Source organism: Microbacterium sp. K41 (assembly GCF_004794395.1).
Lineage (GTDB): Bacteria > Actinomycetota > Actinomycetes > Actinomycetales > Microbacteriaceae > Microbacterium > Microbacterium sufflavum.
This window is the reverse complement of record NZ_SSDO01000397.1, coordinates 1-9,603: the sequence shown is the minus strand read 5'-3', so window position 1 is coordinate 9,603 and position 9,603 is coordinate 1. Positions and strand designations below refer to the sequence as shown.

Genomic DNA, 9,603 nt, shown 5'->3' with positions numbered 1-9,603 from the left:
CGCGGACCACGGCTCCCGCCCTCCAGGCACACGACCGCGACCGCGGCGCCGAGCCCGGCGACCAGTGCCGCGCTGCCGATCCCTGCGGGCAGCAGGATGGTCGCACCGGGCAGGTCCGCGGTCACCTGGGCGGTCGTCGCGATCCAGGTCGCGGGCAGCCACGCGGTGGCGGCCAGGAGGTCGGCGACCGCGGGCACGGGCCCCGCGAGGCAGGCGAGCAGCCCGACCACGGTCGCGACCGGTGCCGCGGGTTCCGCGATCAGGTTCGCCGCCACGCCGATGAGCGACTGCTGTTCCGCGAACAGCGCGATGATGGGGCCGCACGCGAGCTGCGCCGAGAGCGGGACCGCGATCGCCAGCGCGACCGGGCCCGGCATCCACCGTCGCAATCCGCGTGACAACGGCGGTGCGAGCAGGATGAGTGCGCCCGTCGCGACGGCCGACAGCGCGAAGCCGGGCGTCGCGGCGAGCCACGGATCGGACACCAGGATCATGATCGTCGACAGGGCGAGCACGCCTGCACCGGCGCTCGGTCGTCCCAGGAGCACGGACAGCATCCCCGCGCCCGCCATCACCGCGGCGCGCACCACGCTCGGCTCCGGCGTGACCAGCACCACGAAGCCGGAGAGCGCCGTGGCCGCGAGCACCACCCGCAGCGCCCGGCCGCCACCGCACAGCGCCGTGAGCCCGAAGACCGCCGCCACCACGATCGCGCAGTTCGCCCCGCTGACGGCCGTGAGGTGACTGAGACCGCTCGAACGCATGTCTTCGTCCAGGTCGGAGCCCACCGCCCTGGTGTCCCCCACGGCGAGTCCCGGCAGGAGCGCGCCGCCCGGCTCGGGCAGCCGCAGCGCGCGGTCGACGAAGGCGCGGCGCGCCGTGGCGGCCACGCCGAACACCCCGGACGGGGGCTGCACGACCTCCGTGGTCGTGGCGTAGAGCACCAGCACCGCGCGCTCCCCCGCCTCTGTCGCCGAGGTCTCCCCCACGACGCGGAGCCGAGCGCCGAGGTCGATGCCGTCGGCTGTCGCGGTCCCGATCCGCACCGGCACCGCGACCGGGCGCGCCCGACCCGGCGGACCGAGGCTCTGCGTGGTCGCCTCGACCCAGAGCCGCCCGTCCTGACCGGTGGACGCGGACGACGTGACCTCGACCACCGCTTCGACCACGCGGCCGCCCTGTCCCGCGGCGGCTTCGCGCGACGGAAGGGCGTACCCCACGGACAGCGCCGTGGCCGCGGCCGCCGCGAGCATCAGGAGGACCAGCCCCGCGCCGTGCCTCCCCCGCGCGAGCAGCACCAGCAGGACGACGCCCGCCGCGACGCCGCACACGAGCGCACAGGCCGCCGCGAGACCGGGCTGGAACACGCAGACGAGCGCCGCCGCCCACACCGCGAGGGCAACCGGCACGAGCCGGAGATCGCGGGACTTCACACCCGTACCCCGTCGCGTAATCCCGCGAGCAGCTTCTCCCCGATGCCCGGCACGCCGAGGAGGTCGTCCACCGACTGGAAGCGTCCGTTCTCCTCCCGCCACGCGATGATGCGTGCAGCCAGGGCGGGACCGATCCGCGGCAGCGTCTCCAGCGCGGCCTGGTCGGCCGCGTTGAGGTCAATCCGCGCGTCCGTGGGTGCCGCGGCAGGAGAACCGGCGCCCGACCCGCCGACCACGGGCACCAGGATCTGCTCGCCGTCCTCGACCCGGCGGGCGAGGTTGATCGCGGCGAGGTCGGCGTCGACCGTCGTACCACCCGCAGCCGCCACCGCATCGACCAGCCGCGCATCACCGCTGACGACGTACAGTCCCGGCCGCTCGACCGCGCCGAGCACGTGCACGTACAGCACGTCGGACGACGGCGCGGCCGTCGCGCGGTCGCCCACCGGGAAGGACTCCGCCGGAGCGCCCTGGCCGCGCAGGATGCCCAGACCCACCGCGGCCGACAGCACGACAAGCGCCAGCGCCACCGCGGCGCCGACACCGAGCCGCAGTCGTCGCTGCCGGGGTACGGGTGTCGGTGCGGGAGGAGTCACCCCGTCACGGTAGGTCTCCGCAGACCCCCCGCGACCACGGAGAACCGCCGGTCGTGGACAACAGCGGCGCCCGGTCCGCCGTGCAGAGCCGGAGGCGGGGCGATCGGAGCCGAGCTCGCTCCGACGCCGCCAGGCCGGCAGCACGCGGGAGCCGGCGCCCGGGCACGCCGCTCTCTCTTCCGATGCGTGCCCGCCGCGTGACGCAGACTGGACCGGTGACCGACATCGTCGACGACCTGCCCCCGGAGGCCTCTCATCGCGACGCTGAGCGCGCTTTCCGCGAGGCGGGCTGGACGCCGAGCGGCGCGGGCGACTGGGCCCTCGCCCTGCGCTCACCCGACGGCGTCGCCGCGGTGCGCATCAGCCCGTTCGATCCGGTCGGACCGTACACGGCCGCGCTATATCGCGAAGCCGCGCACACCGGTCAAGTACCGCGACTGTTCGCGCACCGCCGACTCGCGGGCGGCGGCGATCTGCAGGTGATGGAGTGGCTCCACGCGGTCGACGAGAAGGACGCGGTCGCCTTCCACACCGCCATCGCCGAACGCGCACCGCACGTCGCCGAGCTCGTCGACGTCGTGCGCCGCATCCATGCCAGGGCAGCGCGGGCGCTGCCCTGGTGCGGCCCCCTCGATCAGAACCCGTCCAACATCATGCGCGGCAGCGACGGGCGTCTCGTCGCGTGCGATCTGTACTACGCGGACGGTCCGGCTCTGTATGCGATGGCCGGCTCCGATCCGACCCGGTTCGTGACGCTCCTGCCGGAGTCCGAGCGCCGCTACCTGACCGAGATCCCGCTCGCGGAGTCCGGCCCGTGGGACGAGGCGTCTCGCGCGGCGATGCGCCGGGGCATCGCCGTCGCGGACGCCGCGCGCGCCGACCGGGACGCGTGACCGCGGCTCCGGAGGTCGCGACGGATCAGCCCGCGACGACGATGCTGACGATCTTGGGAGCGCGCACGACGACCTTCACGATCTCGCGGTCGCCGATCGACCGGATCACGCGCTCATCCGCGCGAGCGAGCGCTTCCAGCTCGGCCTCGCCGATGCGCGCGGGGACCTCGAGCTGAGCCCGCACCTTGCCGCCCACCTGCACGACGGCCGTCACGGTGTCCTCCACGAGCAGCGCGGGGTCGGCCGAGCGCCACGTGACCAGTCCGACGGACGGTTCGTGCCCGAGCAGCTCCCACATCTCCTCCGCGGTGTGCGGCGCGATCAGGTCGAGCATCACGGCGATGGTCTCGGCGGCCTCGCGCACCGCGGGGTCGCCCGCACCGCCCGCACCGTCGATGGTCTTGCGGGTGACGTTCACCAGCTCCATCAACCGGGCGACCAGCACGTTGAACTTGGTCTGCTCGACCAGGGCCGGAGCCTCCGCGAGCAGCTTGTGCGTGGCGCGACGCAGGGCCGCGTCTCCCCCGTCGAACACCACGTCGACCGGGCTGGACACCTCGTGCCCGATGCGCAGCGCACGCGAGAGGAACTTCTGCGCGCCCGTGGTCGACACGTCCGCCCAGTCCTTGTCGTCTTCCACCGGACCGGCGAAGGCGAGACCCACGCGCAGCGCATCGGCGCCGTGCGCGTCGAGCTCCTCCTGGAACAGCACCAGGTTGCCCTTGCTCTTCGACATCTTCTGCCCGTCGAGCAGCACCATCCCCTGATTGATCAGGTTCGAGAACGGCTCGGTGAAGTCGATCAGGCCCATGTCGAACAGGACCTTCGTGATGAAGCGCGCGTAGAGCAGGTGCAGGATCGCGTGCTCGACGCCGCCGATGTAGGAGTCCACCGGCGCCCAGCGCGACGCCTGGGCGGGGTCGAACGCCACGGTGTCGCTGTTCGGCGAGAGGAAGCGCAGGAAGTACCACGAGCTGTCGACGAACGTGTCCATCGTGTCGGGGTCGCGCAGCATGGGGTCGCCGGTCTCCGGGTCGGTCGTGCGCACCCAGCTCTCCGCCCCGCCCAGCGGCGAGGTGCCCTTGGGCTTGAGGTCGAGTCCCTCGACGCTCGGCAGCTTCACGGGCAGCCGGTCCTCGGGCACCGGCACGATGCGGCCGTCGTCGCCGTGCAGCATCGGGATCGGCGTTCCCCAGAAGCGCTGTCGCGAGATCAGCCAGTCGCGCAGACGGTAGTTCTTCGCCGCACGGCCCGTGCCCGACGCCTCCAGCTGCTCGATCGCGCGGGCGATCGCGTTGCGCTTGGACAGCCCGTTCAGCGGACCCGAGTTGATCATGCGACCGTCGCCCGTGAGCGCGACACCGGTCGATGCGGGGTGCTGCTCGTCGAGGGCGGCGCCCGTGTCGATCGGGACGCCCTCCTCGTCGACCTCGATCACCGGCATGGCCCCCGTGATCGGCGCGGTCGTGTCGACCACGACCTTGACCGGCAGGTCGAAGGCGCGGGCGAAGTCGAGGTCGCGCTGGTCGTGCGCGGGAACCGCCATCACGGCGCCGTGGCCGTAGTCGGCCAGCACGTAGTCGGCGGCCCACACCGGCAGCTTCTCGCCGTTCACGGGGTTGATCGCGTAGCGCTCCAGGAACACGCCCGTCTTGGGGCGATCCGTGGACTGCCGATCGATGTCGGACTCCTTCTGCACCTGCTCCAGATAGTCCTGGAACCGCTGGCGCACCTCGACGGGAGCCTCGGCGGCCAGCTCAGCGGCGAGATCGGAGTCGGGCGCCACCACGAAGAACGTCGCACCGTGCAGGGTGTCGGGGCGCGTGGAGAACACCGTCACCGGCTCGTCACGGCCCTCGATGCGGAAGTCCACGTCGGCGCCGACCGAGCGGCCGATCCAGTTGCGCTGCATCTGCAGCACCTTGTGCGGCCAGAAACCCTCGAGCTGATTCAGGTCGTCGAGCAGCCGATCCGCGTAGTCGGTGATGCGGAAATACCACTGGGTGAGCTTCTTCTTCACGACCTCGTAGCCGCAGCGCTCGCAGCGACCGTCGACGACCTGCTCGTTCGCCAGCACCGTCTGGTCGTTCGGGCACCAGTTGACCGGGCTCTTCTTGCGGTACGCCAGGCCGCGCTCGTACATCTTCAGGAACAGCCACTGGTTCCAGCGGTAGTACTCCGGGTCGGACGTGTGCAGGACGCGGCTCCAGTCGAACGAGACGCCGTACTGCTCGAAGCCGACCTTCTGCTGCGCGATGTTCTGATAGGTCCACTCGCGCGGGTCCGCGCCCTGGCGGATCGCCGCGTTCTCGGCGGGCAGGCCGAACGAGTCCCAGCCGATCGGGTTGAGCACGTTGTGCCCGCGGTGACGCCAGAACCGCGCCACGATGTCGGAGTAGAGGTAGTTCTCCGCGTGCCCCATGTGCAGGTCGCCCGAGGGGTACGGGAACATCGCCAGGACGTAGCGCCGCGGGCGGGTGTCGCCGTCGCCGCCGGTAAGGAACGTCTCGTGCTCCGCCCAGTACTTCTGCCACTTGGCCTGGATGGCGTGCGCCGAGGGCATCTCCTCGTCGACGGGAGCGGTGGACAGGTTCTCGGACAACGAACGCACGACCAATCTGAGGGGAATTGCGGGATCAGTTCAGGATATCGGAACCCCACGGCCAGGGCGGCTCCGCGCCCAGCGCCGCGAGCGGAGCCCTCGCCTTGGTCGCGACCTCGGCGACCTCGGCCGCCGGCACCGAGCCCCACGTGATCCCGCCGCCCGCTCCGACCACGGCCTCGTCCCCCGCGATCACGATGCTGCGGATCACCATCGCGAGGTCGACCGCGCCGTCCACGCCCACGTAGCCGAAGCAGCCGGCGTACACCCCCCGGGGGCCGCTCTCCAGCTCGTGCAGCCGCGTCATCGCCGACAGCTTCGGCGCCCCGGTCATGCTGCCGGCGGGGAACGCGGCCGCGAGCAGCGCGCCGACCGTGACGCCGTCCGCCAGGGTGCCGCTCACCGTGCTCACGAGCTGGTGCACGGCCGGGTAGCTCTCCACGACCCACAGCCCGTCGACGCGGATCGTGCCGGGCACGCACACGCGCGACAGGTCGTTGCGCATGAGATCGACGATCATCACGTTCTCCGCGCGCTCCTTCGGGTCGCCGGCGAGCTCGGCGGCGAGCGCGGCATCCGTGTGGGGGTCGGTGCTGCGCGGCCGGGTGCCCTTGATCGGCCGCGTGCGCACTACTCCGCCCGCCGCGTGGAGGAACTGCTCCGGACTGGCGCTCAGCAGCGCGCGCCCGCCGATGCGCACGAAGCCCCCGTGGTGCGCCGGGGTCGCCGCCCGCAGCCGCCGGTACACCTCGACCGGGTCGTGCGTCCCCGGCACGGTGAAGCGCGTGGTGAGGCAGAGCTGATACGCGACGCCCGCGCGGATCAGGGCGCGGCACCGCTCGATGAGCTCGGCGTACTCCGCGGGGGCGTGCCGGGCCACGGTGGCCCCCGGTGTCGGATCCGGCCGCGCGGGAGTGGGGTCGACCGCCGCGACGAGGAGCTCGTCCGCCCAGGGGTCGACGTCCGGCCCGGCGGGGTCGAGCGCCCACAGGGCATGGCGCGCATGGTCCCAGGCGATCGCGTGGGTCACCCGCATCCAGCCGTCGGGCACCGGGTCGTCCGCGGACACCGGGGCACCGGCGGCCGCGGCACCGCCCTCGTACGTGCACCAGCCGACCCATCCGCCGAGGAACGGGGGGAGCCCGGGCTCGGAGACGCGGCCGTCCAGCCACACATCGTCGGGTCTCGGCGACGGCACGCCGACCCCCAGCAGACTCCACCCCTCCGCGGCTCCCTCCCCCGCGTCCAGCCAGAACACGTCACCCGCCCTGGCGGCGAGCACGCGGAACAGCCGCTCGGGGTCCGCCCAGATCGGCAGGGGTCGGGGGCTCAGGTGCGCGCGCACCTTCCCAGCCTAGGTGCGGCGACGCCCGATATTCTCAGGGGGTGGACGACCTCCTGCTCTGGCTCCTCGACACCGTGCAGTCGATCGATCCGGTCACGCGCACGCTGGTCGCCGGACTCGCGGTCATGCTGGAGACGAGCATCCTGATCGGGCTCATCGTCCCCGGCGACACGATCGTGATCATCGCCTCCATGGGGATCGCGACCCCCTGGGAGGGTGTGGCGATGGGCGTGACCGTCGTGGTCGGCGCCCTGATCGGCGAGAGCATCGGCTTCGGGCTCGGCCGGTGGCTCGGTCCCCACATCCGCTCGTCGTGGCTGGGGCGCCGCATCGGCGAGCAGAACTGGGTGCGCGCAGAGAACTACCTGGCCCGCCGCGGCGGCATCGCCATCTTCCTCTCCCGCTTCCTTCCGGTGCTGCACTCCCTGGTGCCGCTGACCGTCGGGATGAGCGAGTACCCGTACCGCCGCTTCCTGGCGTGGACGACGCCCGCCTGCATCATCTGGGCCACGGCCTACGTGAGCGTGACCTCGCTCGCGGCGGGAAGCTTCCGCGACCTCGTCGACCGGGTGCACTACGCGAGCTACATCTTCGTCGGCGCCATCGCGCTCTTCCTGCTCCTGGCGTATCTGGGCAAGAAGCTGCTGCAGCGGCTGGAAGCGCGGCATCTGGAGGCGCCGGAGGCGGGCACGGACGCCGACGTGAAAGACTGAGGCAATGGCTTCCCCACCCCCGGCGCCCAGGATCCACTGGTTCGCACGGCTCGAGCACCGCCTCCACGTGTGGCGCGAGGGGCGAGCGCGCCGACGCGGCCGCAGCGCCACGATCCTCCCGTTCCCCGGCTACGGGGGTCCCGGGTGGGTGCGCGTGCTGGGGCGGGTGCTCATCGTGCCGCCGCAGCGCAGCAACCGGGACGGCGAGCCGGCGAGCATCCGCGGCTGGCGCAGCTTCGTCGGCATCCCGGTCGGGTTCGCGTCGGTCAGCGTGCACGTGGGCGACAGCACTCACCAGGTCGTCGCCGACCGCGGTGGTGTGATCGACGCCGTGATCCGCGCCGACCTGGAGCCCGGGTGGCAGACCTTCACGGTCACGGTCGAGGGGCAGGAGCCGATCGAGGCGCGGGCGTTCATCGTCGCGGCGGACACCCGGTTCGGGGTCGTGTCCGATGTGGACGACACGGTGATGGTCACGGCGCTCCCCCGCCCGTTCATCGCCTTCTGGAACTCCTTCGTCGTGGATGAGCACGCCCGCATCCCGGTCCCGGGCATGGCGGTGCTGCTGGACCAGCTCCTGCGCCAGCACCCCGGCGCGCCCATGGTGTACCTGTCCACGGGCGCCTGGAACGTCGCACCCACGCTCTCCCGGTTCCTCGGGCGGCACCTGTTCCCCGCAGGGTCGCTGCTGCTGACCGACTGGGGCCCGACGCACGACCGCTGGTTCCGCAGCGGCCGCGAGCACAAGCTCACGAACCTGCGCCGCCTGGCCACCGAATTCCCCGAGGTGAAGTGGCTGCTGATCGGCGACGACGGCCAGCACGACGAGGCCATCTACACGCAGTTCCAGGAAGAGCACCCCGACTCCGTGGCCGGTGTGGCCATCCGGCGCCTCCTTCCCGCCGAGGCCGTGCTCGCCGGTGGGCGCGCCGAGATGGAGTCGCACGAGGCGGACGCCGCCCCGTGGGTCAGCGCCGAAGACGGTGCCGGTCTGCGCGACCAGCTCGGCGACGTGGGCATCCTGCACTGACATGGCCCTGTCGCGCGAGGAGTGGCTCCCGCGGGAGCAGGCGCATCGGGAGCGTGCCGACACGCTGACCGCCGACCACCGTGCCCGCCTGTCCCGCGGCGAGAAGCACCCGGTGTGGGACTTCCTCCACACCTATTACGCCTACAAGCCCGCGCAGCTGCGGCGCTGGCACCCCGGTGCGGGGGTCGAGCTGCGTGACGCCGCCGAGCGTGCCGGGTGGCGCTGGTACTCCCCCGGCGCGACCTCCGACGCGGTGGTTCCCGATGCCGACCGGTACGCGGCCGAGAAGCCCGAGCTGGCCGCGCTGGTCGAGCGCATGCTGCGTCGCACGGCCTCGCGGCCCGGTCAGTTCGGCTGCTTCGGACTCCACGAGTGGGCGATGGTGTATCGCGCGGACGAGCACCGTCACCCCGTGCCGCTGCGCCTCGGGAAGGACGGCACCGATGCGGTCGTGGAGTCGCACGACCTGCGGTGCACCCACTTCGACGCGTTCCGGTTCTTCACCCCGGAGGCCGTGCCACGCAACCGGACGACGCTCAGCAGGGACGGGCAGCCCCAGGTCGAGCAGCCGGGGTGCCTGCACGCCGGCATGGACCTGTACCGCTGGGCCATGAAGCTCGGGCCGCTCGTGCCCGGTGAGCTGCTGCTCGACACCTATGAGCTGGCGAGGGACATCCGCCTGCTGGACATGCAGGCCGCTCCCTACGACCTGGCCGCCTGGGACGTGGAGCCCGTGCGCATCGAGACGCCGGAGGGCAAGGCCGAGTACGTGCGACGACAGCGCGGCTTCGCGGAGCGGGGGGCGGTGCTGCGCGCGGCTCTGCTCCGCGCCTGGCTCGGCTCGGACGCACGCGCCGTCGCCTGAGCCGTCGCTTCCGCCTCAGCCGGCCGGGGTGCAGGTGTCGCAGACTCCCCAGGTCGCGGTGGATCCCGCGAGCTGCATCCGCAGGGCCAGTACTCGCGTCGCGGCGTCCGCCAGCCGCTCCGCGGG

8 protein-coding genes are annotated in these 9,603 nt (G+C 72.5%); 4 read left to right on the top strand and 4 right to left on the bottom strand.

Annotated features, from left to right (window positions below):
• Positions 1-1,433: ComEC/Rec2 family competence protein (locus tag DW309_RS12520; RefSeq protein ID WP_136045563.1), on the bottom strand; the 1,433-nt coding region annotated here is incomplete at its 3' end.
• Positions 1,430-2,029 (bottom strand): ComEA family DNA-binding protein, encoded by a 600-nt coding sequence (locus DW309_RS12515; protein ID WP_136045562.1) that lies wholly within the window; start codon positions 2,027-2,029, stop codon positions 1,430-1,432. The genes DW309_RS12515 and DW309_RS12520, both read right to left, overlap by 4 nt.
• A gap of 215 nt (positions 2,030-2,244) precedes the next feature.
• On the opposite strand from DW309_RS12515, the gene DW309_RS12510 reads away from it, so the two are divergent.
• On the top strand, positions 2,245-2,922 hold the full coding sequence (locus DW309_RS12510) for a hypothetical protein (RefSeq protein ID WP_136045561.1): 678 nt from the start codon (positions 2,245-2,247) through the stop codon (positions 2,920-2,922).
• A 25-nt stretch (positions 2,923-2,947) separates the two neighbouring features.
• Here DW309_RS12510 and leuS read toward each other — a convergent pair whose 3' ends face one another.
• Positions 2,948-5,485 (bottom strand): leucine--tRNA ligase, encoded by a 2,538-nt coding sequence (gene leuS / locus DW309_RS12505; protein ID WP_136037320.1) that lies wholly within the window; start codon positions 5,483-5,485, stop codon positions 2,948-2,950.
• A 73-nt stretch (positions 5,486-5,558) separates the two neighbouring features.
• Positions 5,559-6,869, bottom strand: coding sequence for an anthranilate synthase component I family protein (locus tag DW309_RS12500; protein ID WP_136045560.1), 1,311 nt, complete (start codon positions 6,867-6,869; stop codon positions 5,559-5,561).
• Between the two features lie 41 nt (positions 6,870-6,910).
• On the opposite strand from DW309_RS12500, the gene DW309_RS12495 reads away from it, so the two are divergent.
• The 3 genes from DW309_RS12495 to DW309_RS12485 are packed head-to-tail and all read left to right on the top strand — an operon-like array spanning position 6,911 to position 9,477.
• Positions 6,911-7,582 (top strand): DedA family protein, encoded by a 672-nt coding sequence (locus tag DW309_RS12495; protein WP_136033589.1) that lies wholly within the window; start codon positions 6,911-6,913, stop codon positions 7,580-7,582.
• A 4-nt stretch (positions 7,583-7,586) separates the two neighbouring features.
• Positions 7,587-8,612 (top strand): App1 family protein phosphatidate phosphatase, encoded by a 1,026-nt coding sequence (locus DW309_RS12490; protein ID WP_136033591.1) that lies wholly within the window; start codon positions 7,587-7,589, stop codon positions 8,610-8,612.
• A 1-nt stretch (position 8,613) separates the two neighbouring features.
• Complete coding sequence (locus DW309_RS12485; RefSeq protein ID WP_136045559.1) at positions 8,614-9,477, top strand: 3-methyladenine DNA glycosylase; 864 nt, start codon at positions 8,614-8,616, stop codon at positions 9,475-9,477.
• Positions 9,478-9,603: the final 126 nt, after the last annotated feature.

What these genes read in the sequence shown, in the direction of transcription:
- leuS (WP_136037320.1), bottom strand. Translation starts at nt 5,485, where the DNA reads ATGCCCTCGGCGCACGCCATCCAGGCCAAGTGGCAGAAGTACTGGGCG.
- DW309_RS12490 (WP_136033591.1), top strand. Translation starts at nt 7,587, where the DNA reads ATGGCTTCCCCACCCCCGGCGCCCAGGATCCACTGGTTCGCACGGCTC.
- DW309_RS12485 (WP_136045559.1), top strand. Translation starts at nt 8,614, where the DNA reads ATGGCCCTGTCGCGCGAGGAGTGGCTCCCGCGGGAGCAGGCGCATCGG.